20 protein-coding genes and 1 riboswitch are annotated in these 25,620 nt (G+C 66.4%); of the genes, 14 read left to right on the top strand and 6 right to left on the bottom strand.

Translation table 11 applies throughout. From position 1 onward, the window contains the following. Positions 1 to 52: 52 nt before the first annotated feature. The 11 genes from IE100_RS01255 to IE100_RS01205 all read left to right on the top strand — a co-directional run bounded on the left by IE100_RS01255 (position 53) and on the right by IE100_RS01205 (position 14,341). Positions 53 to 3,712 (top strand): PAS domain S-box protein, encoded by a 3,660-nt coding sequence (locus IE100_RS01255; RefSeq protein ID WP_189372283.1) that lies wholly within the window; start codon positions 53 to 55, stop codon positions 3,710 to 3,712. After that, positions 3,709 to 4,716, top strand: coding sequence for an HD-GYP domain-containing protein (locus tag IE100_RS01250; protein WP_189372281.1), 1,008 nt, complete (start codon positions 3,709 to 3,711; stop codon positions 4,714 to 4,716). The genes IE100_RS01255 and IE100_RS01250 overlap by 4 nt, the downstream gene beginning before the upstream one ends. Positions 4,717 to 4,911: 195 nt before the next feature. After that, positions 4,912 to 5,817, top strand: a complete 906-nt coding sequence (locus tag IE100_RS01245; RefSeq protein ID WP_189372279.1) for a LysR family transcriptional regulator — start codon at positions 4,912 to 4,914, stop codon at positions 5,815 to 5,817. A 280-nt stretch (positions 5,818 to 6,097) separates the two neighbouring features. Continuing rightward, positions 6,098 to 7,255, top strand: a complete 1,158-nt coding sequence (locus IE100_RS01240) for an ABC transporter substrate-binding protein (protein WP_229800167.1) — start codon at positions 6,098 to 6,100, stop codon at positions 7,253 to 7,255. A gap of 177 nt (positions 7,256 to 7,432) precedes the next feature. Beyond that, positions 7,433 to 8,449, top strand: coding sequence for an ABC transporter ATP-binding protein (locus tag IE100_RS01235; protein WP_189372277.1), 1,017 nt, complete (start codon positions 7,433 to 7,435; stop codon positions 8,447 to 8,449). 10 nt (positions 8,450 to 8,459) lie between these two features. Continuing rightward, entirely contained in the window at positions 8,460 to 9,413 is a 954-nt protein-coding gene (locus IE100_RS01230) for an ABC transporter permease (protein WP_189372275.1), read from the top strand. Next, the gene (locus tag IE100_RS01225; RefSeq protein ID WP_189372274.1) at positions 9,403 to 10,215 is read left to right on the top strand and encodes an ABC transporter permease; all 813 of its coding nucleotides are present in this window, start codon (positions 9,403 to 9,405) and stop codon (positions 10,213 to 10,215) included. The genes IE100_RS01230 and IE100_RS01225 overlap by 11 nt, the downstream gene beginning before the upstream one ends. Then, positions 10,212 to 11,663 (top strand): gamma-aminobutyraldehyde dehydrogenase, encoded by a 1,452-nt coding sequence (locus IE100_RS01220; protein WP_229800166.1) that lies wholly within the window; start codon positions 10,212 to 10,214, stop codon positions 11,661 to 11,663. Before IE100_RS01225 ends, IE100_RS01220 begins: the two co-directional genes overlap by 4 nt. Before the next feature lie 75 nt (positions 11,664 to 11,738). Next, positions 11,739 to 12,242 carry an ester cyclase gene (locus IE100_RS01215; protein ID WP_189372272.1) on the top strand — a complete coding sequence of 168 codons (504 nt, stop codon included), beginning with the start codon at positions 11,739 to 11,741 and terminating at the stop codon, positions 12,240 to 12,242. A gap of 369 nt (positions 12,243 to 12,611) precedes the next feature. Further along, entirely contained in the window at positions 12,612 to 13,595 is a 984-nt protein-coding gene (locus IE100_RS01210) for a hypothetical protein (RefSeq protein ID WP_189372270.1), read from the top strand. A 266-nt stretch (positions 13,596 to 13,861) separates the two neighbouring features. Further along, positions 13,862 to 14,341, top strand: a complete 480-nt coding sequence (locus tag IE100_RS01205) for a YbaK/EbsC family protein (RefSeq protein ID WP_189372269.1) — start codon at positions 13,862 to 13,864, stop codon at positions 14,339 to 14,341. A gap of 65 nt (positions 14,342 to 14,406) precedes the next feature. On the opposite strand, the gene IE100_RS01200 is transcribed toward IE100_RS01205, so the two are convergent. The 5 genes from IE100_RS01200 to IE100_RS01180 form a co-directional block, all read right to left on the bottom strand. Next, on the bottom strand, positions 14,407 to 16,104 hold the full coding sequence (locus tag IE100_RS01200) for a methyl-accepting chemotaxis protein (protein ID WP_189372267.1): 1,698 nt from the start codon (positions 16,102 to 16,104) through the stop codon (positions 14,407 to 14,409). Between the two features lie 356 nt (positions 16,105 to 16,460). Beyond that, positions 16,461 to 17,048: an SIS domain-containing protein gene (locus IE100_RS01195; protein WP_189372264.1), complete on the bottom strand. Its 588-nt coding sequence runs from the start codon at positions 17,046 to 17,048 to the stop codon at positions 16,461 to 16,463. A gap of 102 nt (positions 17,049 to 17,150) precedes the next feature. Next, positions 17,151 to 18,092, bottom strand: a complete 942-nt coding sequence (locus IE100_RS01190) for an ABC transporter ATP-binding protein (RefSeq protein ID WP_189372262.1) — start codon at positions 18,090 to 18,092, stop codon at positions 17,151 to 17,153. Then, on the bottom strand, positions 18,076 to 19,623 hold the full coding sequence (locus IE100_RS01185; protein ID WP_189372260.1) for an ABC transporter permease: 1,548 nt from the start codon (positions 19,621 to 19,623) through the stop codon (positions 18,076 to 18,078). Before IE100_RS01185 ends, IE100_RS01190 begins: the two co-directional genes overlap by 17 nt. 85 nt (positions 19,624 to 19,708) lie before the next feature. Further along, positions 19,709 to 20,725, bottom strand: a complete 1,017-nt coding sequence (locus IE100_RS01180) for a thiamine ABC transporter substrate-binding protein (RefSeq protein WP_189372258.1) — start codon at positions 20,723 to 20,725, stop codon at positions 19,709 to 19,711. Positions 20,726 to 20,779: 54 nt separating this feature from the next. Next, positions 20,780 to 20,874, bottom strand: a riboswitch (TPP riboswitch). Positions 20,875 to 20,976: 102 nt separating this feature from the next. On the opposite strand from IE100_RS01180, the gene IE100_RS01175 reads away from it, so the two are divergent. Together IE100_RS01175 and katG are read left to right on the top strand one after the other, a co-directional pair. Then, a complete protein-coding gene (locus tag IE100_RS01175) occupies positions 20,977 to 21,216 on the top strand; it encodes a hypothetical protein (protein ID WP_189372257.1) in 240 nt (79 codons plus the stop codon). 303 nt (positions 21,217 to 21,519) lie between these two features. Further along, on the top strand, positions 21,520 to 23,712 hold the full coding sequence (gene katG / locus IE100_RS01170) for a catalase/peroxidase HPI (protein ID WP_189372255.1): 2,193 nt from the start codon (positions 21,520 to 21,522) through the stop codon (positions 23,710 to 23,712). 169 nt (positions 23,713 to 23,881) lie between these two features. Here katG and IE100_RS01165 read toward each other — a convergent pair whose 3' ends face one another. After that, positions 23,882 to 24,433: a hypothetical protein gene (locus IE100_RS01165; protein WP_189372253.1), complete on the bottom strand. Its 552-nt coding sequence runs from the start codon at positions 24,431 to 24,433 to the stop codon at positions 23,882 to 23,884. Positions 24,434 to 24,744: 311 nt separating this feature from the next. Between IE100_RS01165 and IE100_RS01160 the strand changes: the two genes are divergently transcribed. Next, positions 24,745 to 25,593 (top strand): hypothetical protein, encoded by an 849-nt coding sequence (locus IE100_RS01160; RefSeq protein WP_189372251.1) that lies wholly within the window; start codon positions 24,745 to 24,747, stop codon positions 25,591 to 25,593. Positions 25,594 to 25,620: the final 27 nt, after the last annotated feature.

Genomic DNA, 25,620 nt, shown 5'->3' with positions numbered 1-25,620 from the left:
GCAGCCCTCACTCCGCCGCCCTCACCGGGCGGCGCCCTGATCCGTACACGACATGCTCGAACTTTTCCTGTTGCGCGACGGCGCGGCCACGCCCTTGCTGCTGGGCAGCTACGATCCCTGGCTGGTGGCACTGTCCCTGCTGATTGCCGTGTTCTCTTCCAGCATGGCCCTGCAGGTAGCGGGGCTGGCCCGCATCGCCCACTCCGCCGCCATGCGCCAGACCGCGCTGCTGTCGGGCTCGCTGGCCCTGAGCGGCGGCATCTGGGCCATGCACTTCATCGGCATGCTGGCGTTCGAGATCTGCACGGTGGTGAGCTATGACGCCAGGCTCACCCTGCTCTCCATGCTGCCGGCCATGCTGGCGTCGTGGGTGGCGCTGAACCTGATTTCCCACCGCGAGATCAATCGCTGGCAATTGGTCATGGGCGGCATCCTGGTCGGGGCCGGCATCGGCACCATGCACTACAGCGGCATGGCCGCCATGCAGATGGCGCCGCTGCTGCGCTATGACCCGCCATGGTTTGCCGCCTCGCTGCTGGTGGCGGTGGCGCTGGCCATCCTGTCGCTGTGGATACGGTTCGGCCTGCGCCGCAGCGGCCGTTTCAAGGTGAACCAGGCCATCCTCCTCGGCGGGCTGGTCATGGGCCTGGCCATTGCCGGCATGCACTACACCGGCATGGCGGCGGCGCGTTTCATCGGCACGCCACAAGCGGACTACCAGCCGGGCATGAACAGCAACGCGCTGCTGGCGGTGGCGGTAGGGCTGATCACGGTCTCCAGCAGCGTGTTCGTGCTGGCCGGCAATGCGTATTTGCGCTATCGCCATCTGTACACCCAGAAGCTGGACAGCGAGAACCGGCTGCGTGCCATCGTCGACACTGCGGTGGACGGCATCATCACCATCAATCACAAGGGCATCATCCAGAGCCTGAACCATTCGGCAGAGCGGCTGTTCGGCTGGCGGGAGAGTGAGCTGATCGGCCTCAACATCAAGCGCCTGATGCCGGAGCCCTACCGTGCCAACCACGATGGCTACCTGGCCAACTACCTGAAAACCGGTGCCGCCAAGATCATCGGTCAGGGACGCGAGGTGACCGCCATGCGCCGCGATGGCAGCCTGCTGCCGGTGCGGCTGGCGGTGGGGCGCGCGGAAACGCCAGGGCAACCGGTGTTTGTCGGCTTTCTCACCGACATCAGCGAACACAAGGCCATGGAGCGCGAACTGCGCGCCCGCGAGGCCCAGTACCGCACCCTGATCGGCAACATCCCCGGCGTGGCCTTTCGCAGCCTGATCGACCACGACTGGAGCAAGCTGTTTGTCAGCGACGCGGTGGAAACCCTGATCGGCTGGGACAAGAGCGCCTTCATGGACGGCCGGCTGAGCTTTGCCGACATCATCCACCCCGACGACCTGGACAGGGTACGCACGGAGGTCGAACAGGCGCTGGCTGCCCGTCGCCCCTACGTGCTGGAGTACCGGTTGCGGCACCGCGACGGCGGCGAGCGCTGGGTGTCGGAAAGCGCCAGCGGCGTCTACGACGAGGAAGGCAAGGTGCAGTGGATAGACGGCGTGATCATCGACGTCACCCGCTCCAAGCTGCGCAACGCCGAGTTCGAAGGCATCGTGCAGGCCATGCGCCAGGCGATGGCGGTGGTGGAGTTCGATCTGGACGGCACCATCCTGGATGCCAACGACAACTTCCTGCGCCTGAGCGGCTACCGGCTGGACGAGCTGCGCGGCCAGCATCATCGCCGCCTGTGCCTGCCGGACGAGGCCGCCAGTGCCGACTACCAGGCGTTCTGGACCACGCTGCGGCACGGCGAATTCCTGCAGGGCGAATACTGCCGGCTGGCGAAGGACGGCCATCGTTTCTGGATACACGCCAGCTACAACCCCATCCTCGATGCCGACGGCAAACCGTGGAAGATCGTCAAGCTGGCCAGCGACCTGTCCGAACGCAAGGCGATGGAGCACGATCTGCTGCTGGCGCGCGACAAGGCCGAGCAGGCCGCCAGCGCCAAGGGCATGTTCCTGGCCAATATGAGCCACGAAATCCGTACCCCGATGAACGCCATCATCGGCTTTACCGAGCTGTTGCTGTCCGGCCGGCTGGACGACGAACAGCGGCGTCACCTGGGGACGGTGCGCCAGTCGGCACGCTCCCTGCTGGGCCTGCTCAACGACATCCTCGACACCGCCAAGCTGGAACGCGGCGCCATCGAGCTGGACTGTGATGATTTCTCGCTGCGCGAGCTCTGCCAGCAGGTGCTGGCCGCGCTGCAGCTGCAGGCCAATCAAAAAGGATTGGCCTTGCGCCTGGACTACCCGGCCAAGCTCGCCGAGCACTATCACGGCGACGCCATGCGCGTGCGCCAGGTGCTGACGAACCTGCTGGGGAATGCGGTGAAATTCACCGAGCACGGCAGCGTCACGCTGCAGGTGCGACAGCAGCAAGGCCGGCTGCAACTGGACGTGATCGACACCGGCATCGGCATCGCGCCGGAGCGGCTGCCGCACATCTTCGCGCCGTTTACCCAGGCCGATGCCAGCATGGCTCGCCGCTTTGGCGGCACCGGGCTTGGCACCACCATCGCCCGCCAGCTGGTGGAGCTGATGGGCGGGCATATCGAAGCCAGCAGCCAGCAAGGCGCCGGCAGCTGCTTCAGCGTGGCGCTGCCCTTGCCGGTGGCACAGGGAAGCAGCCACAGCGCGCCGGCCATTCCCCTGCAGTTGCCGGCCCTGCACATCCTGGTGGCCGACGATGTGCCGCAGAACCTGGAGTTGCTGCAGCTGGCGCTGAGCAGGGACGGGCACCGCGTCAGCTGCGCCCGCAACGGCGAGGAGGCCTGCCAGCAGTACCAGCAACAGCATGTCGACGTGGTGCTGATGGACGTGCAGATGCCGGTACTGGACGGCCTGCAGGCCACGCGCCGCATCCGCCAGCTGGAACGGCAGTTGCAGCGCCCCGCCGTCCCGGTGATCGCGCTGACCGCCAGCGTGCTGGAAAAAGACCGCCGTGAAGCCGGCGCTGCCGGCATGAACGGCTTTGCCAGCAAACCGGTGGACATGCCGCAGCTGTACGCCGAAATCGCCCGCGTACTTCAACTTCAGGGCACGCAAGCCGTGCAGCCCGCGCCGGCCCCCGCCGCGCCAGCGCTGACGGAGATCGACTGGCACGGCGCCAGCCTGCGCTGGGGCAGCCGCGAACAGCTGCTCCCGCACCTGCAGCGTTTCGTGACCGAGTATGCGGACCTGGCAAACAGCCTGCAGCAGGCGCCGGCCAGCGCCCTGTCCGCGCTGGCGCACCGCGCCCGCGGCGCTGCGGCCAACCTTGGGCTGTTGCGGCTGGCCGCCGTGCTGGCCGAGATCGAACGCGAGGGCAGCCTGACCCCGGCGCACCTGGCCGCGCTGAACCCGGCACTGGCCGCCGCCTGCGCCGCGGTAGCCGGCGAGCAGGCGGCCACCGCACCCGCCGGCGCCACGACACCGGTGCCCGAGCAGGCGCTGCGACCGCTGCTGCAGGCGCTGGCCGATGCCTGCCGACACGGAGAATTCGACGAACCCAGCCTCAATGCCCTGGCACCGCACCTGCCGGGCGCGCTGTTCGCGCCGCTGCAGCAGGCACTGGACAGCTTCGACTTTGAACAGGCCCTACACCAGCTGGCGCTGATCGAGCGCCAGCTTGGCACCCCCACCGGAGTTGCACCGTGACCCACAGCACGTTCCTTGCCGACAACCGCCCCACCCTGCTACTGGTGGACGACGAGCCCACCAATCTGCGGATCCTGCGCGCCATCCTGCAGCAGGACTATCGCCTGCTGTTTGCCCGCGACGGCGACAAGGCGCTCACGCTGGCACTCGGCGAGCAGCCGCAGCTGATCCTGCTGGACGTGATGATGCCCGGCCTGACCGGGCTGGATGTCTGCCGCCGGCTGAAAGCCCAGCCGGCCACGTCGGCCATTCCGGTGATCTTCGTCACCGCGCTGGCCGATGCGAACGACGAGGCGGAAGGCTTTGCCGCCGGCGCGGTGGACTACATCAGCAAACCGGTGAGCCCGGCCATCGTGCGCGCCCGGATCAAAACCCACCTGTCGCTGGTGCGGGTGGACGAGCTGCGCGCCACCCGACTGCAGATCATCCAGCGCCTGGGCATGGCGGCAGAATACAAGGACAATGAGACCGGCCTGCACGTGCTCCGCATGAGCCACTACTCGCGGGTGCTGGCGCTGGCTGCGGGCCTGGGCGAGGCGCTGGCCGATGAGTTGCTCAACGCGGCGCCCATGCACGACATCGGCAAGATCGGCGTGCCGGACGCCATCCTGCAAAAGAAAGGCAAGCTGGACGCTGAGGAATGGGCGGTGATGCGCCAGCACGCCACCATCGGCGCCCGCATCATCGGGGACGACAGTTCCAGCCTGCTGCAGATGGCGCGCACGGTGGCGGAGTGCCACCACGAGAAATGGGATGGCAGCGGCTACCCGCACGGGCTGGCCGGCGAAGCCATTCCGCTGGTCGCCCGCATCGTCGCCATCGCCGACGTGTTCGACGCGCTGACCAGCGTGCGGCCGTATAAGGCGGCCTGGCCGGTGGACGAGGCCATTGCCTACCTGCGCGAACAGGCCGGCAAGCATTTCGACCCGGCACTGGTGACGCTGTTCTGCGCGCAACTGCCGGCCGTGCTGGAAATCAAGGAACGCTGGGGCGAGTCCGCCTGATTGCCCCGGCAAGTAGCTGCGGCAAAGCGATCGTGGCATAGATTGTCACTGCCACGCCATGCCAATGCATTCTTTCGCTAGAATTGCCCGACCAAACGACCAAACATTTCATCAATCGTCTGCCAGCGCGACGCCGGCAACGACCGGTATCCGTGCGCAAATCAGGCGGCGGCACTTGAGGGCGAGACAACTGACATGGCAATCACGCTGAAGAACGTGCGCTACTTCGTGGCGGTGGCCGAGGCCGAATCGATTACCGGCGCAGTGCAGGATCTGAACGTGTCGCAATCGGTGGTCACCGAGGCGATCCGCGCGCTGGAGGCCGATCTGGGTGCCACGCTGTTCCAGCGCCACGCGCGCGGCATGATCCTGACCCATGCCGGTTACCAGTTCCTGCGCCATGCACACCAGATCCTGGCGTCGGTACGCAATGCGCGCGAGGCGATGCGCGCGCGCCCCGACACCGTCACCGGTCAGCTCAATATCGGCGTCACCAGCCTGCTGTGCGGCTACTTCCTGCCTTATCTGCTGGACCGCTTCCGCAATACCTTCCCGCTGGTCAACATCCGCGTGGTGGAGGACCAGCGCGAGTACATCGAGCACCTGCTGGTCAACGGCGAGCTGGATGTCGGCGTGCTGATCGTCTCCAACCTGGAAAACCGCCAGGCGCTGGAAGCGGAGACGCTGCTGGAGTCTGCCTACCGGCTGTGGCTGCCGGTGAACCACCCGCTGCTGGAGCTGGGCACGGTGGCGGTGGCGGAAATGTCGCAGCAACCGCTGGTCACCCTGAAGCTGGACGAACTGGAAGACGTGGCGACCGCGTTGTGGCGCAGCCAAGGCTTGCGGCCAACGGTGGCGGTGCGTACCAGCTCGGTGGAAGGGCTGCGTAGCCTGGTGGCTACCGGTGCCGGCCTCGCGGTGATGCCGGACCTGCTGTACCGGCCGTGGTCACTGGATGGCGACCGGCTGGAGGTGCGCCAGTTGATGGACAACACGCCCTCGCTGCAGGTGGGGCTGGCGTGGCGACGCGGCACCAAGGTGGCGGAAACGGCACAGAACTTCCTCACCGTGGCACGCGAGTACACGCGTAGCCACGTCTGATTTGATCCCTCTTCCATTCTGTTTGTCAGATACCTGATAGCAATCAATCTGATTTACCAATAACAAGACCCGAGCAGCAGGCGGTCTTGCCAAGCAAAAGGCATTTTTGCCATTGTGCAGCGCAAAACATCCGGAAAATGCCACACCTCTCGACGAGCATCCGGTTTTTCCGATAGCTCGTATTGGGCAAGTTGCCTTGGTAGTGTCGAAATGCGGTTCCTAGAATGCAGCACACAACTGAAGACGCAATCAATGCGCCGATCTGCAAAGGAGAACTGTGATGAAGCACCGCCTGCATGTCCTGGCTTGCGCCGCCGCCTGTAGCAGCATGGTCGCCACCCCGCTGTTGGCCGCACCGCCGACCGCGCTTGGCAAGCCGGAAGGCAAACTCAACATCATCGCGTGGCCCGGCTATATCGAGCGCGGCGAGACCGACAAGAATTACGACTGGGTGACCCAGTTCGAAAAGAACACCGGCTGCCAGGTCAGCGTGAAAACCGCCGCCACCTCCGACGAGATGGTGTCGCTGATGAACTCCCCCAATTACGACCTGGTGACCGCCTCTGGCGACGCCTCGCTGCGCCTGATCTACGGCAAGAAGGTGCAGGAGATCAACCCGGCGCTGATCCCCAGCTGGAACACGCTGGACCCGCGGGTGAAGAACGGCAGCTGGTACACCGTGGCCGGCAAGGTGTACGGCACACCGTACCAGTGGGGTGCCAACTTCCTGATGTACAACACCAAGCTGTATCCGAGCGCACCGACCAGCTGGGCCGCGGTATTCGAACCGGGCAAGCTGGCCAACGGGCAACCCAACAAGGGCAAGGTACAGGCCTACGATGGTGCCATCTACATCGCCGATGCCGCGCTGTACCTGATGAGCAAGAACCCCAAGCTGGGCATCAAGGACCCGTACGAGCTGAACGAAGCGCAGTACGCCGAGGTGCTGAAACTGCTGCGCCAGCAGAAGCAGCTGACCCACCGCTACTGGCATGACGTCACCGTACAGATGAACGACTTCAAGAAGGAAGGCGTCGCCGCTTCCAGTGCCTGGGGCTACACCATCAACACCCTGCAGGCCGAGAAATTCCCGGTGGAGGGCGTGATTCCGAAGGAAGGCGCCACCGGCTGGGCCGATACCACCATGCTGCATGCCAAGGCGCAGCATCCGGTATGTGCCTACAAGTGGATGGAATGGTCGCTGAACAAGAACCTGCAATCCGGCCTCGCCGAGTGGTTCGGCTCCAACCCGGTGGTGGCCGAGGCCTGCAAGACCAAGGCACCGGGCGGCAGCGATTTCTGCAAGAGCAACGGTTTTGACCGCTTCGCGCAGATCCGCTTCTGGAAAACGCCGGTGGCCAAGTGTGCCAGCCAGGGCAACTGCGTACCGTATAGCCGCTGGACCAGCGACTACATCGCCATCATGGGTGGTCGCTAAGCGCGCCAGCTGAAGGTTGGCCTGGGTTGGCGCCAGCGCCAACCCAGGCCAACCCGCGTCTCAACCGGGCACCGTCATGTCCCACCGGAGGCGGGACGTGGCGGCAGCCCACCCGCAGTACGGCGTGCCCGCCGGGCCGCCCGCCTTGCGTGCTGTTGCCGCGCATTGGAGTACACCATGTCTATTGCCGTTCAGTTTCAACAGGTTAGCCGCCACTACGACAGCGTGCGTGCGGTTGACGACATCAGCCTCGACATTGCCGAGGGCGAATTCTTCTCCATGCTGGGCCCGTCCGGCTCCGGCAAGACCACCAGTCTGCGCCTGATCGCCGGTTTCGAGCAGCCCAGCAGCGGCTCCCTCCGCATCTTCGGCCAGGAGGCCGCCGGGCTGCCGCCCAATCTGCGCGCGGTGAATACCGTGTTCCAGGACTACGCGCTGTTTCCGCACATGAACGTGCTGGACAACGTCGCCTACGGCCTGATGCTCAAGGGCGTGACCAAGAGCGAACGTCACCGCCGTGCCGAAGAAATGCTGGAGATGGTGAAGCTCGGCCAGTACGGCAGCCGCCGCCCATCGGCCTTGTCCGGTGGCCAGCGGCAGCGCGTGGCCCTGGCACGGGCGCTGATCCTGCAGCCGCGCGTGCTGCTGCTGGACGAGCCGCTGGGCGCGCTGGATCTCAAGCTGCGCGAGCAGATGCAGACCGAGCTGAAAACCCTGCAGCGCCAGCTCGGCATCACCTTCGTGTTCGTGACCCACGATCAGGGCGAGGCGATGTCGATGTCCGACCGCGTGGCGGTATTCAACAAAGGCCGTATCGAGCAGGTGGCGGCGCCGCAAGTGCTGTACAACCAGCCGGCTACCGCCTTTGTCGCCGATTTTGTCGGTGCGGCCAACGTGTTCGACGGCGAGCTGGCCAGCACGCTGGTCGGGCATGCGCAGTCGTTCGCGGTGCGCCCGGAGCGCATCCGCCCGGCCGGCCAGCTGGCCGATGATGATGTGGTGCGGGTACCGGGCAAGCTGCTGGACATCCAGTATCTGGGTGCGGTCAGCCGCTACGAGGTGGAAGTGTCCGGCCACAAAGTGGTGAGCATGGTGCTGCCCAATGAAAACGGCAATGCGACGGCACCAGCCGAGATCGGCGCCGCCCTAACCCTGGCCTGGCCGAGCCATGCCATGCTGCCGCTGGCTGGCTGAGGGGGATGCCATGATGAGTATCGCCCTCCCCATCCCGCCTGCCGCCCCGGCCCTTGGCCTGTGGCAACGGTTGGGCGTGACGCTGTACCGCCATCCCGGCCTGCAGCTGGGTTTGCTGCTGGGCCTGCCGCTGCTGTGGTTCCTGGTGGTGTATATCGGCTCGCTGGCCACGCTGCTGGTGCAGAGCTTCTTCACCTTCGACGATTTCACCATGGAGGTCAGCCGCGAGCTGACGCTGGCCAACTACCAGCAGCTGCTGCAGCCGGCCAATTTCGACGTGGTGCTGCGCACGCTGAGCATGGCCAGCGCGGTAACGCTGGCCTCGGCGGTGCTGGCCTTTCCGCTGGCCTACTACATGGTGCGTTACGCCCGTGGCTGGAAAAAGGGCTTCTTCTACGTGGCGGTGATGCTGCCGATGTGGGCCAGCTACATCGTGAAGGTGTACGCCTGGACGGTGCTGCTGGCCAAGGATGGCATCGTGTACTGGGCCTACCAGCACCTGGGGCTGGGCGGCGTGGTGGACTGGCTGATGACCATCCCGCTGCTGGGCGGCAATTCGCTGACCACCTCGCACCTGGGCCGCTTTGCCGTGTTCACCTATATCTGGCTGCCGTTCATGATCCTGCCGATCCAGGCCGCGCTGGAGCGGGTGCCGCTGGGGCTGATGCAGGCCAGCAGCGACCTGGGCGCCAGCGGTGCGCAGACCTTCCGCCACGTGATCCTGCCGCTGGCGTTTCCCGGGGTGGTGGCCGGTTCCATCTTCACCTTCTCGCTGACGCTGGGCGATTACATCATCCCGCAGATCATCGGCCCGTCCGGCCTGTTCATCGGCTCCATGGTCTACACCATGCAGGGCTCCATCGGCAACATGCCGCTGGCCGCCGCCTTCACCGTGGTGCCGGTGGTGATCATCGCGCTATACCTGACCGGCGCACGCAAACTGGGAGCGTTCGATGCACTCTGATCAAGACCGCGCACCCCTGTGGCTGCGCCTGCTGGCCTACGGTGGCATCGGCTTCCTGTTCCTGCCGATCGCCGTCATCATCATCTACGCCTTCAACGCCGAAAGCGCGGGCTACAGCTTTCCGCCCAAGGGCTTCACCCTGAGCTGGTTCGGCGCCGCCTTTGCCCGCAACGATGTGCTGCAGGCCATCGGCCTGTCGCTGCAGTTGGCCGCATTGGCCACCGTGCTGGCGGTGCTGCTGGGCACGCTGGCGGCGGCCGCCATGTACCGCCGCGACTTCTTCGGCAAGAACGCCATCACCATGATGCTGATCCTGCCGATTGCCCTGCCCGGCATCATTACCGGCATCGCGCTGCTGTCGGCGTTCCGGCTGGCGGACATCCCGTCCGGCTTCTGGACCATCGCCATCGGCCACGCCACCTTCTGCGTGGTGGTGATCTACAACAACGTGATCGCCCGCTTCCGCCGCATGAGCTACAGCCTGGTGGAAGCCTCGCAGGACCTGGGCGCCGACATGTTCCAGACCTTCCGCTACGTGGTGCTGCCGCAGATCGCCACCGCGCTCTTGGCCGGCGGCATGCTGGCCTTCGCGCTGAGCTTCGACGAGATCATCGTTACCACCTTCACTGCCGGCAACGAAGTCACGCTGCCGATCTGGATGCTGAACCAGCTTACCCGCCCACGCGATGTGCCGATCACCAACGTGGTGGCCATGACCGTGATGCTGATTACCGCGCTGCCTATCCTGGGCGCGTACTACCTGACCCGCGGCACGGAAGACATCGCCGGCAGCGGTAAATGACCGAGGTTCCTATGGAAAAGACGCTGAATACCCGTTTGCTGATTGGTGGCGAGTTTGTGGAAGGCCAGGGCGAGCGCGAGCGCATCGTCAACCCGGCAACAGGCGAGCTGATCGTGGAAATCGCCGAAGCCAGCGCCGAGCAGGTGCAGGCGGCAGTGGCCGCCGCCCAGAGCGCGTTCGGCAGCTGGGCACGCACCACCCCGCGTGAACGCAGCGAGAAGCTGCTGGCGCTGGCCGAGGCGATCGAGGCGCGCGGCCCGGAGTTCGCGCGGCTGGAGTCGCTGAACTGCGGCAAGCCCTACCACCTGGCGCTGGGCGACGAGATTCCGGCGGTGGTGGATGTGTTCCGCTTCTTTGCCGGCGCGGTGCGCGCCCAGACCGGCGCGCTGGCCGGCGAATACCTGCCCGGCCATACCAGCCTGATCCGCCGCGACCCGCTGGGCGTGGTGGCCTCCATTGCACCGTGGAACTACCCGCTGATGATGGCGGCGTGGAAGATGGCGCCGGCGTTGGCCGCAGGCAATACCGTGGTGCTGAAGCCATCGGAGCAGACGCCGCTGTCCACGCTGAAGCTGGCCGAGCTGGTGGCCGGCATCCTGCCGCCGGGGGTGTTCAACCTGGTGCTGGGCCGTGGCGAAACCGTGGGCAGCCCACTGATCTCGCAGCCGGAAGTGCGCATGATCTCCATCACCGGTGACGTCTCCACTGGCCAGCGCGTGCTGGAAACCGCGTCGCGCTCGCTCAAGCGCACCCACCTGGAGCTGGGCGGCAAGGCGCCGGTGATCGTGTTCGACGACGCCGACATCGCCGCCGCGGTGGAAGGCATCCGCACCTTCGGCTACTACAACGCCGGCCAGGACTGCACCGCCGCCTGCCGCCTGTATGTGCAGAAAGGCGTGTACGAACGCTTCGTCGCCGATCTGGCCGCCACGGTGTCCACCATCAAGGTCGGCCACCAGCATCTGGACGGCGTGGAGATGGGCCCGCTGATTTCCGAACGCCAGCGCAGCCGCGTGGCCAGCTTCGTGGAGCGCGCCGAGCAGCAGCCGCACATCGAAGTGGTAACCGGCGGCGCCATGGGCAGCGGCCCCGGCTTCTTCTACCAGCCGACGGTGATTGCCGGCGCACGCCAGGACGACGAGATCGTGCGCCGCGAGGTGTTCGGCCCGGTGGTGTCCATCACCCCGTTCGACGACACCGCACAGGTGATCGGCTGGGCCAACGATTCCGACTACGGCCTGGCCAGCTCGGTATGGACGCAGAACGTTGGCCGCGCGATGCAGGTATCGGCCGAGCTGCAGTACGGCTGCACCTGGGTGAATACCCACTTCATGCTGGTGAACGAAATGCCGCACGGCGGCATGAAGCGCTCCGGCTACGGCAAGGACATGTCGATGTACGCGCTGGAAGATTACAGCTGTGTGCGGCACGTGATGATCAAGCAGTAAGCGGCAGCCGGTCTGCCGGTGCCATCCGGTTGGCCGCGGGGCCGCGGCCAACCTCGTTCACAGAGGGAGAGACACATGTACCAAGGAATCACCCGGCGCGTTGCCCTGGTTACGGTAGTGGGCGGTCTGATGTTGTCCGCGGCCAGCTGGGCGGCCACGCCGTTGCAGGTGGTGCAGCAATACATGGCGGGCTGGAACGCCCACGACGCCAACCAGGCGGCGATGGCGATGGACCCGGAGGTGGAGTACTACGACGTGACGGTGGGCGAGTCGCAGTATGGCGTGATGGTGGCGCGCGACAACGTGATCCGCTTTTTCATGAACAGCTTCCCGGACCTGAAATGGCAGATGCTGGACAAGCCGGTGGTGACCAAGAACGAGGTGGTGTTCCGCTGGCGTTTCACCGGCACCAATACCGGGCCGAATATCGACGCCACCATCAACGAGGGCAAGCCGACCGGCAAACCGATCAGCTTCGAAGGGCTGAGCCTGATCCGGATCAAGAACAGCAAGATCGTGTATCAGGGCGACTTCTACGACGCGCTGTCACTGAACAAGCAGCTAGGCAATATCAAGTAGTTTGCTTCTCCACGGCAGTTGCAGGCTTGGCCACCCGGCAGCGGGTGGCCTTTTTGCATTCGCTGACCTCCCCGCATTACGGACAACGCACCGCTGACAGCGCGGCACATCTCGCTGCAGCATTACATTCGCAATGCTGTCTTGACCGCCTAAAATACAACCATGACGCACAGTCCAGGTGCCAGAGCCAACCGGCTCGCCCGTCTCACGGAGCACTGAGGCTGCTGGCCGTCTCCCTCAAGGAGCCCACCAACAGCTGGTGCGATTGCGTCTGCCATCCGCACATGGATGACGGCAGCCTCCGCCCTCGTCACCCCTGCCCCATGGCCAGTATCGTCACTGCGGTTTATTTCCTTCGGGAGAACCCACATGCGCCATCTTCTGCTTGCCTTATCCCTGCTGCTGTTCCCGGCAGCCCCTAGCCAGGCCCAGCTCAGCATCGGCATCGGCATCGAACTGCCCGGCATCAGCCTGGGCATCAACCTGCCGGCGTACCCGGCGATGGTGCGGGTGCCGGGCTACCCGGTCTACTACGCGCCCCGCCTCAACCTGAACTTCTTTTTCTACGACGGGCTGTACTGGGTCTACTCCGACGACCGCTGGTATGCCAGCGACTGGTACAACGGGCCGTGGTGGGAGGTGGAGCCAGTCTACATGCCGCTGTTCGTGCTGCGGGTGCCGGTCCGCTACTACCGCCGCCCGCCGATGCACTTCCGCTACTGGCGTGCCGACCGCGCACCGCGCTGGGACGAGCACTGGGGGCGCGACTGGAGCCGATACCATCGTGACTGGGACCGCTGGGACCGGCGTGCGACCCCGCCCCCCGCGCCCCTGCCCGACTACCAGCGGCAGTTTCCGGAGCGCAACTATCCCCACGCCACCGAACAACGGCAGAGCATCCGCGAGCAGTACTACCGCTACCAGCCACGCGAGCCGGTAACGCAGCAGCATTTCCAGCAACGCAGCAGCCCGAACCAGCCCCGGATCGAGCAGCAACGGCGCCCGGAAATGAGGCAGCCACCGGGCCGACCGCCACAGCAGGACATGCCACGGCAGTCTGCTCCGGGCCAGTCGCGGATCGAACAAGCACCGCGCCCCGACGTGCGGCAGCCACCGGGCCGGCTGCCACAGCAGGACATGCAACGGCCGGACCAGCCGCGGATCATGCCGCAGCAGCAACGACCCGACATGCAGCGGCAGCCGCAGGATGGCGCGGACTACCTCCGCACCGAACCGCGACGGCCGCATCCGGAAGGCGGACCGCAGCAACGGCAACCTTCCCGTGGCAAACCAACACCCGAAGAGCTGCTACTTGAAAGGCAACAGCAACGCGACCGCGACCGGCACAACTGAAGCGGCCGCCAGCCGTAGCCCCACGCATACCGCCGCCCTCGCGGCGGTTGGCTTGCCCGCTCCCCTTGCGGCCAAGCTTTGCAGCCTGCGCCACCGCGTCATGAGCCTCAGGTGCCGCGCAGCCGGATCGCCCGGCCTCCCGCCAGCCCGTCAACATGAGCACAGTGCCGGCGCATCACCCGGCCCCGGCCAGCCTGGTTACGGGGGATGTTCAAACCCCGTCGACCTTGTCAAGATAGGCGCTTCGCCATCGAACCGAGGTCGCCATGAGTCTGCAATCCGTCCGTGAGTTTTTTGCCGCCCGCCAGCTGGACATCGCCATCATCGAGCTGGAAACCAGCACCGCCACCGTGGCGCTGGCCGCCGAGGCGCACGGGGTCGAGCCGGGACGCATCGCCAAGACGCTGGCGTTCCGCCTGGGCGACGGCCGGGTGGTGTTGCTGGTGGCGCGCGGCGATGCCCGCATCGACAACCGCAAATTCAAGGAAGCCTTCGGCAAGGGCCGCATGCTGCCGTCTGCCGAGGTGGAGGCGCTGACCGGGCACCCGGTCGGCGGCGTGTGCCCGTTCGGCCTCGCCACCGACTTGCCGGTGTATCTGGACAGCTCGCTGCAGGCCTTCGACGAGGTACTGCCCGCCGCCGGCGACGTGCATACCGCGGTGCGCATCAGCCTGGCTCAGCTGGTCACCGTGGTCGACGGCCACTGGGTGGACGTGTGCCAGCCGCAGGAAACCGTTGCCGCCTGAGTCGCAATAACAACACGGCCCCGAACGGGGCCGTGTTGCCTGTGGCATTGCTGTCTAGCCTGACCTCAGGCCGGCTGCAGCCGGCCGGCCAGCGAAGGCGTGAGCGCCGTGTCGCGTGCCGGCGCGCCGGCGACAGGCAGCGAGAAGAAGTCGATGGCGGCCTTCAGCTCGTGCGCCATCTGTTCCAGCTGGCCGGCCGACGCCGCCGTCTGCGCCGCGGCGCTGCACGTTTCCTCCGACATCTGCGCCACCTGCTCGACATTGCCGGCGATGCCGCTGCCAGCCGCCTGCTGCTGCACCAGCGCCACCGAGATTTCGGCGATGGCGTGGTTGATGCGGCCAACGTTGTCGCCGATGCCGGCCACCGCACCCTGCGCCTGCCGGCTCTGCTGCAGGCCGTCCTCCATCTGCCCGACCGTGCCGTGTATGCCGGCCACCACCCGCTGGCTGTTGTCCAGCATCTCGCCGATGATGCTGCTGATCTCGGCGGTGGAGTGCGCGGTGCGCTCCGACAGCTTGCGCACCTCGTCGGCGACCACGGCAAAGCCGCGGCCCTGCTCGCCGGCACGGGCAGCCTCGATCGCCGCGTTCAGCGCCAGCAGGTTGGTCTGCTCCGCCACGTCGCGGATCACCTGCACCACGTTGGCAATCTGCTGCGACTTGTTGCCGAGCAGGTCCGCCTGGCCGCTGGCGTCGCGCGCCTGCTGCGCCACCTGCTGGATCGCGTACACGGTGCGCTCGATGACGCCCTGGCCCTGCTGCGCCAGGCTGCCCGAGGCCTGCGCGTCGGCGGCGACGTCGCGGGCATTGTCGCTGACCGAGGCGATGCTCACCGACAGCTGCTCCACCGCGGCGGACATCGCGGCGGCGGAGCGGGTCTGCTCCTCGGCGCTGACCGCCACCTGCTCCGAGGCGGCCGCCAGTTCGGACGCGTTCACCGTCAGCCGCGCCACGATGCCATCCAGGTTGCGCACCAGCGCGATCAGCGCCTGCTGCATCTGCGCCATCGAGGCGACGATGCTGTGGCGGTCACCGCTGCGCACCGTCAGCTGCTGGCTGAGGTCGCCGTTGGCGATGTGCCCGGCCAGCGCCACCACGTCGTCCGGCTCGCCGCCCAGCTGCGACAGCAGGCGGCGGATGATGGTGTAGCCCAGCGCCGCGCCCAGCACCATGCCCAGCAGCATCAGCCCCAGCGACACCCGCGCGCAGAAGGCGGCGTCGGCCTCGGCCGCGGCGTACTCCTGTGCCGCCACCTTCAGCTGCAGGTCGATCAGCGCGGAGATGCGCCCGGATACCGGGTCCAGCCCCGGGTACAGCTGTGTGTCATTAAACATCTGCAATGCCGCGTTATCACCGGCAACCACCAGTTCGCGCAGGCGATCCACGCTGTGATCCGCCTGCTTCATGCTGGTTTCGGCATCCTGCGCCAGCTGCAGCTCCTGTGCGGTCAGCTCGGTGGCGCGGTAGGCCTGCCACTGCTGCCGGATCTGCGTGCGGGCCTGATCCAGGTTGGCGAGGAAACCGTCGCGGTTCAGCGCGCCGGCGCGGACCTTGTGCGCGGCGTCGACGATGCTGACCGCGTAGCCGTCCGCCACCAGCTTCAGCTGCTGCAGCGGCACCACGCGGTCGTGGTAGGTTGTTGAAAAATCGGCAAGAATCCTGGACTGGGTATACATGCCGTAGCCGCCGAGGAAGGCGGCGATGGCGAGCAGGACGACGACCAGAAAACTTAAACGCTGACCAATGGTGAGATTGCGCAGCATGGGGGTGGCTCCGGTGGGTTGAGCGCGGCACCAGGGGTGATCCTGATGACATCACTGTTGATGTCTAGTGCCAAGCCGGCCCCATTGCAATGCGATCTTTAAGCAATTGGTATTTTTACCTAGTTGCCAAAAACATAGCCAATAAGCAATTTTATGACGATATTCATCCATTGCAACGCACAATCCCCGAGCCTTGCCCGGCAAAAAGCACCTCAAATCGCCTTTCATGCCAATCCGGAACGATCAAAGCCGCGATACCAGCAGAAAAACACGGCGAAAAATCTGTAACACCATGTCGCAATTGAATAAAAAAAAGCCTGCTCGCGAGCAGGCTTTATATTTCATGCCGATGACAATCAGGCGTAGTTTTCCGGAAACAGCTCGCGTTCCACCGACTCGATCAGGATGTGGATCACCTTGATGTGCAGCTCCTGCACGCGGTCGGCGTACTGGCCGCCCGGGGTGCAGACGTCGATGTCGGCCAGCTCGCCGATCACCGAGCCGGCGCGGCCGGTCAGCGCCACCACCACCATGCCCAGCGCCTTCGCCTCCTTCACCGCCGCCAGCACGTTCTTGCTGCTGCCGCTGGTGCTGATCGCCAGCAGCACGTCGCCCTGCCCGGCGTGCGCCTCCAGATAGCGCGAGAAGATCGCCTCGTAGCCGTAGTCGTTGCCGACGCAGCTGATGTGGCTGGGGTCGCTGATGCTGGCCGCCGGCAGCGCCTTGCGGTTCAGCCGGTAGCGGCCGGACAGCTCCTCGGCAAAGTGCATCGCGTCGCACATCGAGCCGCCGTTGCCGCAGCTGAACACCCGTTTGCCCTGGCGGAAGGCGTTCACCAGCGCATCACCGGCGTCGCCGATGGCAGCCAGCGCCGCCGGATTGGCCAGCAGCGCGTCCAGCGCGTTGCGGGCTTGGTGGAGGGTGTCGAGAATATGCGGCTTCATGGTGCGTTCTTTCTGCAATTATCCGGAAACAGGCGTGGCAGTTTACACCAAAAGCCGCGCCCGGCACCTGTTCCGCCTCAAGCCCGGCATCAGCCAGAAGCGCTACCAGCGCAGCAGCGCCGCGCGATCGACACCCACCGCCAGCCGGCCGCCGCGCTGCGGATACGGCTGCGTGGCCAGCTCGCGCGCCGACAGCGACAGCACCCAGTCGCCGCCGTCGCCGGCCACCACCACGCGACAGCCCTCCACCCGCGGCTCCACCAGCTTCACCGTGCGCAGCGGCTGCCCGCCGCCGAGCAGGAAGGCCGCCGGCGGGATCGCGTGATCGGCGGCAACGTTGTCGAAGCCGACGAAGCGCGCCACCCAGGCGCTGGCCGGCCGCGCCAGCACCTCGCCCGGGGTGCCGACCTGGATCAGCCGCCCGTGCTGCAGGATGGCGACGCGGTCGGCCAGCGCGAACGCCTCGTGGCGGTCGTGCGTCACCAGCAGCGTCGGCACCGCCAGGCTAGACAGCCGCTGGCGCAGGTCGTCGATCAGCTGCTGCTTGAGGTGGGTGTCGAGGCTGGAAAACGGCTCGTCGAGCAGGAACAGCGCCGGCTCGCCGACCAGCGCCCGCGCCAGCGCCACCCGCTGCTGCTCGCCGCCGGACAGCTGGTGGCAGGCGGCCGCGCCACGGCCGGCCAGGCCCACCGCCGCCAGCGCCGCCTCGGCCCGCTGGCGCGCGGCCGCGCGCGGCACACCGCGTTCCTGCAGGCCGAAGGCCACGTTGGCCGCGGCGTCGAGGTGCGGGAACAGCGCGTGGTCCTGGAACATCATCGCCAGCTGGCGCCGCTCCGGCGGCAGGCGGCTGATGTCGCACCCGCCCAGCCACACCTGGCCGCGCTGCGGCCGTAGCAGGCCGGCGATCACCGCCAGCAGGCTGGACTTGCCCTCGCCGGAGGGGCCGAGCAGGGCCACGGTTTCGCCGGCGGCCACCTGCAGTGACAGGCCGTCCAGCACGCGGCGGCCGGCAAAGGCCAGCGCCAGGTCACGAAGTTCGAGCATGGGTCTTCTCCGGCCACTCGATGGCCATGAATGCCAGCAGCGCCAGCAGCAGCAGCACGCTGGACAACACCAGCGCCGCCTCAAGGTTGGCCGCACCCGGGCGGCCCAGATGCTGGTAGATCAGCGTGGTCAGCGTCAGCCACTCCGGCCGCGACAGGAACAGGCTGACCGCGAATTCGCCGACGGCGGTGGCGGCGGCAAACGCCATGCCGCGCCGCAGCGCCGGGCGCATCAGCGGCAGGCTGACGCGCCAGAACACGCGCCACGGCGACGCGCCCAGCGTGCGCGCGGCATTGGGCAGCGCCGCCGGCAAGGCGTCGCGGGCGCTGACCACCGCCTTGGCGACAAACGGGTAGGCCAGGAGCGCGTAGGCGGCCACCAGCAGCGCCAGCGTCGCGCTGTAGGCGGGATAGGCCAGCAGCAGGCCGAAGGCGACGCACACCGGCGACACCATGAAGGGCAGGAACATCAGCGCGCGCAGGCCGGCGCTGCTTCTCGCCGCCAGCCCGTGCAGCAGGCCCAGGAGAGTCGCCAGCAGCAGCGCCAGCAGCGAGAAGCGCAGCGTGTTGCCCAGCGCCAGCTGGGTGTCGTCCTGCAGCAGCACCCGCCACGCGGCGGCATCGGCCAGCAGCGCGCGCAAGAGCACCGCCAGCAGCGGCGCGGCGGCGAACAGCGCCAACAGCAGCAGGCTGGCCAAGAGCAGCAGCCGTTGCGGCCAACCTTGCACCGGCTGGCGCAGCGGCGGGCTGCGCTTGTCCGGCCGCGCCAGGCGACGCTCGATCAGCGCGTACAGCAGCGCGATGACGGCGCCCAGCAGCAGCATCAGCAGCGCCAGCGCGCCGGCATCGGCCAGGTTCAACTCGTAAGCGACCAGCGAGTAGATCTCGACCTCCACCGTGGCGTAACGCTGGCCGCCGAGCAGTAACGCGAGGCCGAAGCCGGAGAAGCAGTACAAGAAGATCAGGCACAGCGCCGACGCCAGCCACGGCCGCACCACCGGCCACTCCACGCGCCAGAACGCGCGCCAGCGCGAGGCGCCCAGCGTGCGCGCCACCATCAGCCGGCTGGCCGGCACGTGGTCGAAGCCGTCCACCGCGGCGCGGATCAGCAGTGGCAGGTTGTAGAACAGGTTGCCGTACAAGAGCAGCCACGGCGTGTCCTGCAGGTTCAGCCCGCTGAGGCCGTGCGGACCGAACAGCGCCAGCACGCCGAGGCCGGCGACCAGCGTCGGCATCACGAAGGGCAGCATCAGCACCCGCAGCAACAGCGCGCGGCCGAGAAACTCGAAGTGCGCCAGCACCCACGCCAGCGGCAGGCCGAGTAATAGCGTCAGCGCGCAGGTGGCCGCCGCCTGCAGCAGCGACCAGCCGAGGCGCCACTGCAGATAGGGGTCGCTGAGCAAGGCCGGGCTGAACGCCAGCCCGCCCTCGTACAGCAGGCGCGACAAGGGCAGCCCGACCAGCAGCAGCAGGAATGACAGCGGCGGCAAGGCCAGCCAGCGAAAATCGGACAAGGACAACACTTTCTGCATCACGACAATGGAAAACGGTAACGGCCGCCGCCGTTACCGTTGCTTGCTACGCCCCGCTGCCGGCGCGCGCCGGCAGCTTGCCGCATCACGGCGCGTTCTTGATCACCAGCCGCGTCCAGCGGCTGACCCAGGCGGCGGTCTTGTGCTGCATCGCCTTCAGGTCCGGGTTGCTGAAGCTGGCCGGCTGCTCGGCGTGCTTGAACACCGGCGCCAGCGCCACGCCGGCCACCGCCGGATACATCCACATGCTGGTCTGCAGGTCTTTTTGCACCGCCTCGCTGCGCAGGAAATCGACGAACTGCTGCGCCAGCGCAGGCTGCTGCCCGCCCTTGACCCTGGCCACGCCCTCCACCTGCATGAACACGCCGCCCTTCAGCGCCAGGTTGGCGGTCGGCGATTCGGCCAGTTTTTCCTTGCTGTAGAACACTTCCGCCGCCGGGCTGGTGGCGTAGCTGACCACGATAGGCCGCGCGCCGCCGTTGCGGGTGAAGTCGGTGTAGTAGGCCTCGCTCCAGCCCTTGGCCACCTTCAGGCCGTTGTCGCGCAGCTTGCCCCACCACTGGAAGGCGCCCTCCTCGCCCTTGCCGGCGATGGTCGCCAGCAGGAAGGCGAGGCCGGGGCTGGAGGTCGCCGGGTTTTCCACTACCAGCAGGTCCTTGTAGGCCGGCTTGGCCAGGTCGTCCAGCGTCGCCGGCAGCGCCAGCTTCTGCTTGGCAAACCAGGCCTTGTCGATGTTGAGGGTGACGTAGCCGTAGTCGATGGCCACCGCGCCCGGCAGGTTGGCCGCGGCCACGCTGCGGCCAACCTTGCTGCTGGTCGGCTCCAGCACGCCGGCGGCGTTGGCCTTGCCGATCAGGGTGTTGTCGATGCCGTACACCACGTCGGCCACCGGATTGGCGCGGGTCAGGATCAGCTTGTTGAGCATCTCGCCGGCATCGCCGCCCTTGATGATGGCCAGCTTGGCGCCGCTCTGTTTCTCGAACTCGGCGATGCGCTCTTTCGGCAGGCTGAACGAGCTGTGCGTCATCACCCGCAGCTCGGCGGCCAGGGTGGTCAGGGAGGCGCCGGCCAGGGCCAGCAGCAGTACGGTCTTCTTGAACATTGCAGACATCCTCTTTTGGTAGTGGCGCCGACCAAAAGAAGAAGCGGGACGCGGACCGGCCGCGCATCACGCTCCCTCCGCTGGCATGACCCAGATCAGGTTCTGGGGTCTCTCTCAGTCTGCCTCGGCAGACACCCCCGGTGATCGAAGCGGCGAGTATAGCGCGTTGCGCGGCATTGCTTAACCGCCGCGGCACGCGGGCGGCGCAAAAAAAATCGCCCGTCCCCAAGGCGGGAACGGGCGTGTCTTGAATGATGCAGACCGAAGCAACGGGACAGACTCTCAAGCGAGGCGCAGCCACCACGGCTACCCTCGCCGAGTATTCAGCAATTGCCGTGCCAGCAAAAAGCACCGCCGGCACTGCCATTTCGCCACTTTGCCGCTATAAAAAGAATCACCACGACATGGCGCATGCACCAGCGCGGCGCAAACCGCACCCGATGCGTGCGGCATGGCAGATGAATAGCAAAAAACTAATACATCAAGAATAACAATCAATTTAACAAATGCACAACCGGTATCCATAATCCAGTCATCAACTGATTTGCAAGCGATCTGCAAGGAGCCACACCATGAAACGTTTCTTCCGCCAACACATCACCCTCGACGACCTGTGGGCCAACCTGGTGTGGATGCAGTAAACCGCAACGTTGGCCGCAACACGCGGCATGGCCCGTACCGGGCCGCCGCCGGCCACGCCGTTCATCCCGAACACTCGAATTAATCCGGACACGCCGCAACGGACGCGCCAGCGCGCGCAATCCGCCGGCCATCAAAATCAACAGGAGAGAACCATGTCGACAGAAGCCAAGTGCCCGTTCTCGGGCAGCGCCGCCCCGCACACCGTAGCCGGCGGCCCCTCTAACGCGGACTGGTGGCCGAACCAGCTCAAGCTCGGCATCCTGCACCAGCACGGCGCCGAGTCCGACCCGATGGGCGAGGCGTTCGACTACGCCGCCGAATTCAAGACCCTGGACCTGGACGCCGTGATCAAGGACCTGCACGCGCTGATGACCGACTCGCAGGACTGGTGGCCGGCGGACTGGGGCCACTACGGCGGCCTGATGATCCGCATGGCCTGGCACGCCGCCGGCACCTACCGCATCGCCGACGGCCGCGGCGGCGCCGGCACCGGCAACCAGCGCTTTGCCCCGCTCAACAGCTGGCCGGACAACGGCAACCTCGACAAGGCACGCCGCCTGCTGTGGCCGGTCAAGCAGAAATACGGTCGCAAGCTGTCGTGGGCCGACCTGTTCATCCTCGCCGGCAACGTGGCGCTGGAATCGATGGGCTTCAAGACCTTCGGCTTCGGCGGCGGCCGCGAGGACATCTGGGCGCCGGAAGAAGACATCTACTGGGGGCCGGAGAGCACCTGGCTGGGCGACAATCGCTACAGCGGCGACCGCGAGCTGGCCAACCCGCTGGCCGCGGTGCAGATGGGCCTGATCTACGTGAACCCGCAAGGCCCCAACGGCAACCCGGACCCGGTCGCCTCCGGCCGTGACGTGCGCGAGACCTTCGCCCGCATGGCGATGAACGACGAGGAAACCGTGGCGCTGGTGGCCGGCGGCCACACCTTCGGCAAGGCGCACGGCGCCGGCGATCCGGCCCTGGTCGGCCCGGAACCGGAAGGCGCGCCGATCGAGGAAATGGGCCTGGGCTGGGTCAACCAGTTCGGCAGCGGCAAGGGCGAGCACGCCATCACCAGCGGCATCGAGGGCGCGTGGAAACCCCACCCCACCACCTGGGACCACGGCTACCTCGACACCCTGTTCGGCTACGAGTGGGAGCTGACCAAGAGCCCGGCCGGCGCGTTCCAGTGGGTGGCCAAGGACGTGAAGCCGGAAGACATGATTCCGGACGCGCACGACCCGAGCAAGAAGCACCCGCCGATGATGACCACCGCCGACCTGTCGCTGCGCTTCGACCCGATCTACGAGCCGATCGCGCGCCGCTTCCACCGGGACCCGCAGGCCTTCGCCGATGCCTTCGCCCGCGCCTGGTTCAAGCTCACCCACCGCGACATGGGCCCGCGCGCCCGCTACCTCGGCAAGCTGGTGCCGGCAGAAGAACTGATCTGGCAGGACCCGGTGCCGGCGGTGAACCACCCGCTGGTCGACGCGCAGGACATCGCCGCACTGAAGGCCAAGGTACTCGCCTCCGGCCTGAGCACGGCGCAACTGGTCGGCACCGCCTGGGCCGCCGCCGCCACCTTCCGTGGCAGTGACAAGCGCGGCGGCGCCAACGGCGCCCGCATCCGCCTGGCACCGCAGAAGGACTGGGCCGTCAACCAGCCGGCGCAACTGGCGCAGGTGCTGCAAACGTTGGCCGCGATCCAGCAGGACTTCAACGCCGGCGCCGCCGGCGGCAAGAAGATCTCGCTGGCCGACCTGATCGTGCTGGCCGGTGGTGCCGCCATCGAGGCTGCGGCCAAGCAGGCCGGCCAGCAGGTGACCGTGCCGTTTGCACCGGGACGCACCGACGCCACCCAGGACCAGACCGACGTCGCCTCGTTCGCGGTGCTGGAACCGCGCGCGGACGGCTTCCGCAACTACGTGCAGCCGGGGCTGGAGGGCGCCGCCGCCGAACTGCTGATCGACAAGGCGCAGCTGCTGACGCTGAGCGCGCCGGAAATGACGGTCCTGATCGGCGGCCTGCGCGTGCTGGGCGCCAACGCCGGCCAGACACCGCACGGCGTGTTCACCCAGCGCCCCGGGGTCCTGAGCAACGACTTCTTCGTCAACCTGCTCGACATGGGCACCAAGTGGCAGAAGTCCGCCACCGACGGCGTACTGGAAGGCCGCGACCGCGCCAGCGGCGCGCCGAAGTGGACCGCCACCACCGTGGACCTGGTGTTCGGCTCCAACTCGCAGCTGCGGGCACTGGCGGAGGTGTACGCCTGCAGCGACGCGCAGCCGAAGTTCGTCAACGACTTCGTGGCGGCGTGGAGCAAGGTGATGAACCTAGACCGTTTCGATCTGGCGTAAGCATCACGTCAGGCTTGGCCGGTGTGACGAGCCGGCTGGTCTGAAAGAGCAAATGGCTGCTTCCGCTTACGGAAGCAGCCATTTTTCATTGCGGTGCTGCTTGGGCTTGGCCGGCGCACAAAGGTTGGCCGCAATTAGAGCAAGGCGGCTTGAATTGACCTCCTCCCTACTAACCGAGGCTCGCACGAAAGCGCGCCTCGGCCTCCCGGAACAGTGACTTTGCGTGCTCAACGTTCCAAGGCTGTTCGATGAGCGTTTCGTGGTCCCATTCACTTCGCGGCACGGGGGGCGCGAAGAAATCACCGCCATAAACGTGTATCGCACAAGTCATCTTCCCTATCGGATTCAGCACCGAGTGGATGACATCGCGGTCGAGCGTCGCTACATCGCCGGCACCCAGCGACTTGGCACCGACTGCCGCGATCGTGGCTCCCGAGCGTTTCCAGAAGACATTGTCCTCGCGCCCTGTGTAGATACCGACAACCGAAAACATCTGGTGATTGTGCGGCATCAGGCTCATGCACGGCGCCCACACAAAGCTGATGACGGTGAGATCAGGCGATCTGAATAGCGGCGTCAGTCCGGCATGTTCCGGCTCGCCAAGCTCGGCCATCATCCCGGCTCTATCCGAAACCGCTTCGGCCACCAGCTCACCAATCGCCTCATGCCCCTCGGAAATGGCGCTCAAACAATCCTGGATAAAACGATCCTTGTTGAACATGACCCCATGCCCTCCCGATCTGGTTCATCGTGCCAAGGAAGCCCCTCGCAACCGGAAGTTTCTTTGGCTACTGACCAAGATATAGCCCAATCCGGCCACTCGGACCGAGACCGCTCTCTGCGAGTTACGGAGAGCCCCCCATCTTTAGAGACAATGCGACCGGGCACTGGTGGCCGATTGCCGCCATGCTGGCGCAGGAGAAGCCGCCGGCCGCTGACGAAGACAACGATGGCGATGCCCCCCGTCGTTTCCTGACGTACAACAGCCAATGGTGTACGCTAGCCGCCACGCACGATTGAAACCATGCCGCCATGTCCAGCCGAAGCCTGAAAACGCCACCGAAAATCGACAAAGCCGCCAGCGAGCCGGAAGCAATCCCATTGCCGTCGCCGGAGGACGAGAGCCATCTTGCCGGGCGCAGCACGCCGCAGGCGGAGCAGCTGATCGCACTGCTCGACGAGGGGGTGCCGATCTACCTGTTCAGCCGCATCAGCAGCGGCCATACCTTCCAGTCCGATTTTTTCCGCATCCAGTTCGTCACCTTCGCCCGCGCCGAGGGTAGTCAGTGGCAGCCCATGCGCGGCGAGGCGTCCGAGTGGATGAACACCCGCAACTGCCTGCAGGTGACGGTCGATCACCCGTCGCACACGGTGTCGTTCGGGCCGAAGTCCGGCTTCAGCCTCAGCCCGGAGATCGCTGGCCTCGGCCTGTCCGGCTACGCCTACTCGCAGGCCATCAACTGGCTGAAACAGCGCTACCCGGACTACCGCGTGCTGCCCAGCGTGCTGCCGGCGCCGGAGGCGGAGGGCGAAGAGGCGCGCACGCACCGCAACAGCCGGCTGGCGGCACACGGCTTCGATTTCGAGTGGGACGACAGCACCCAGGTGCACGGCCGCTACCACAAGGCCCGGGTGCGGCAGCTGATCAGCGGCTGGGATACCGCCAAGGTGACCGAGGTGTCGCTCAACGCGCTGCTGAGCACGCTGTCGCGCCACGACGAGGAGCGCGCCGAGCTGCAGCACAAGCTGCACAGCCTGCAGTCGCAGGAGCGCTCGCTGGAGACCTCGCTGCACAAGGAAAAGCAGACCAACCTGCTGCTGACCGGCATCACCTGCTTCGTGCTGATCTTCAGCCTGCTGGGCGCGCTCGGCTTCTACTGATGAACATCCAGACCTTGCGGCCAACGT

This window comes from Vogesella alkaliphila, assembly GCF_014652475.1.
Taxonomy (GTDB): domain Bacteria; phylum Pseudomonadota; class Gammaproteobacteria; order Burkholderiales; family Chromobacteriaceae; genus Vogesella; species Vogesella alkaliphila.
This window is presented reverse-complemented; position numbering and strand designations above follow the sequence as displayed.

What these genes read in the sequence shown, in the direction of transcription:
- IE100_RS01255 (WP_189372283.1), top strand. Translation starts at nt 53, where the DNA reads ATGCTCGAACTTTTCCTGTTGCGCGACGGCGCGGCCACGCCCTTGCTG.
- IE100_RS01245 (WP_189372279.1), top strand. Translation starts at nt 4,912, where the DNA reads ATGGCAATCACGCTGAAGAACGTGCGCTACTTCGTGGCGGTGGCCGAG.
- IE100_RS01240 (WP_229800167.1), top strand. Translation starts at nt 6,098, where the DNA reads ATGAAGCACCGCCTGCATGTCCTGGCTTGCGCCGCCGCCTGTAGCAGC.
- IE100_RS01235 (WP_189372277.1), top strand. Translation starts at nt 7,433, where the DNA reads ATGTCTATTGCCGTTCAGTTTCAACAGGTTAGCCGCCACTACGACAGC.
- IE100_RS01230 (WP_189372275.1), top strand. Translation starts at nt 8,460, where the DNA reads ATGATGAGTATCGCCCTCCCCATCCCGCCTGCCGCCCCGGCCCTTGGC.
- IE100_RS01225 (WP_189372274.1), top strand. Translation starts at nt 9,403, where the DNA reads ATGCACTCTGATCAAGACCGCGCACCCCTGTGGCTGCGCCTGCTGGCC.
- IE100_RS01220 (WP_229800166.1), top strand. Translation starts at nt 10,212, where the DNA reads ATGACCGAGGTTCCTATGGAAAAGACGCTGAATACCCGTTTGCTGATT.
- IE100_RS01215 (WP_189372272.1), top strand. Translation starts at nt 11,739, where the DNA reads ATGTACCAAGGAATCACCCGGCGCGTTGCCCTGGTTACGGTAGTGGGC.
- IE100_RS01210 (WP_189372270.1), top strand. Translation starts at nt 12,612, where the DNA reads ATGCGCCATCTTCTGCTTGCCTTATCCCTGCTGCTGTTCCCGGCAGCC.
- IE100_RS01205 (WP_189372269.1), top strand. Translation starts at nt 13,862, where the DNA reads ATGAGTCTGCAATCCGTCCGTGAGTTTTTTGCCGCCCGCCAGCTGGAC.
- IE100_RS01200 (WP_189372267.1), bottom strand. Translation starts at nt 16,104, where the DNA reads ATGCTGCGCAATCTCACCATTGGTCAGCGTTTAAGTTTTCTGGTCGTC.
- IE100_RS01195 (WP_189372264.1), bottom strand. Translation starts at nt 17,048, where the DNA reads ATGAAGCCGCATATTCTCGACACCCTCCACCAAGCCCGCAACGCGCTG.
- IE100_RS01190 (WP_189372262.1), bottom strand. Translation starts at nt 18,092, where the DNA reads ATGCTCGAACTTCGTGACCTGGCGCTGGCCTTTGCCGGCCGCCGCGTG.
- IE100_RS01185 (WP_189372260.1), bottom strand. Translation starts at nt 19,623, where the DNA reads ATGCAGAAAGTGTTGTCCTTGTCCGATTTTCGCTGGCTGGCCTTGCCG.
- IE100_RS01180 (WP_189372258.1), bottom strand. Translation starts at nt 20,725, where the DNA reads ATGTTCAAGAAGACCGTACTGCTGCTGGCCCTGGCCGGCGCCTCCCTG.
- IE100_RS01175 (WP_189372257.1), top strand. Translation starts at nt 20,977, where the DNA reads ATGATGCAGACCGAAGCAACGGGACAGACTCTCAAGCGAGGCGCAGCC.
- katG (WP_189372255.1), top strand. Translation starts at nt 21,520, where the DNA reads ATGTCGACAGAAGCCAAGTGCCCGTTCTCGGGCAGCGCCGCCCCGCAC.
- IE100_RS01165 (WP_189372253.1), bottom strand. Translation starts at nt 24,433, where the DNA reads ATGTTCAACAAGGATCGTTTTATCCAGGATTGTTTGAGCGCCATTTCC.
- IE100_RS01160 (WP_189372251.1), top strand. Translation starts at nt 24,745, where the DNA reads ATGTCCAGCCGAAGCCTGAAAACGCCACCGAAAATCGACAAAGCCGCC.